General features: G+C 37.2%; 2 tRNA genes. Both read left to right on the top strand.

Annotated features, from left to right (window positions below):
* Positions 1–137 precede the first annotated feature (137 nt).
* Positions 138–210, top strand: a tRNA-Ala gene (locus AOM43_RS06465).
* Between the two features lie 8 nt (positions 211–218).
* Positions 219–292 (top strand) — tRNA-Ile (locus AOM43_RS06460).
* Positions 293–529: the final 237 nt, after the last annotated feature.

Here is a 529-nt window from a genome sequence, read left to right as displayed (position 1 = left end):
TCACCTCCTTTAAAGGACAGGTAAGATAACTGAGGTTATCTTCCGAGGTTGGGCAAGCTCTATAAGCTTGACACATTGTCTTCTTTTCACTGTCAAAAGTCTTTGCATTAATCTCAGCAGTGCAACTTAACATTATCGGGGATTTAGCTCAGTTGGTAGAGCATCTGATTTGCATTCAGAGGGTCAGGAGTTCGAGTCTCCTAATCTCCAATGCACTTGCGGTTATAGCTCAGTTGGTTAGAGCGCGACACTGATAATGTCGAGGTCCCAAGTTCAAGTCTTGGTAACCGCATTTTTAAGTTCATTGATTGAGCATAAAATAAAGACGTAAAGTCAAACAGAATGATATCTAGAAAGGCAAATGATTGTAACAAATCAAGTAATCAAAAAGCGTAAGATAAGCAAACAATAAAAAGTTTGCAAGTCAGTAAAAGTTTTTTAAAATAATCACTGATAAAAATCGACGCTTGAAGAAGAATTCTTCATAAAAAATGGCGAAAGTCCGCAAGGACTATAAAATCGAACTCTT

The sequence above is a fragment of the Parachlamydia acanthamoebae genome, from assembly GCF_000875975.1.
Lineage (GTDB): Bacteria > Chlamydiota > Chlamydiia > Chlamydiales > Parachlamydiaceae > Parachlamydia > Parachlamydia acanthamoebae.
This window is presented reverse-complemented; position numbering and strand designations above follow the sequence as displayed.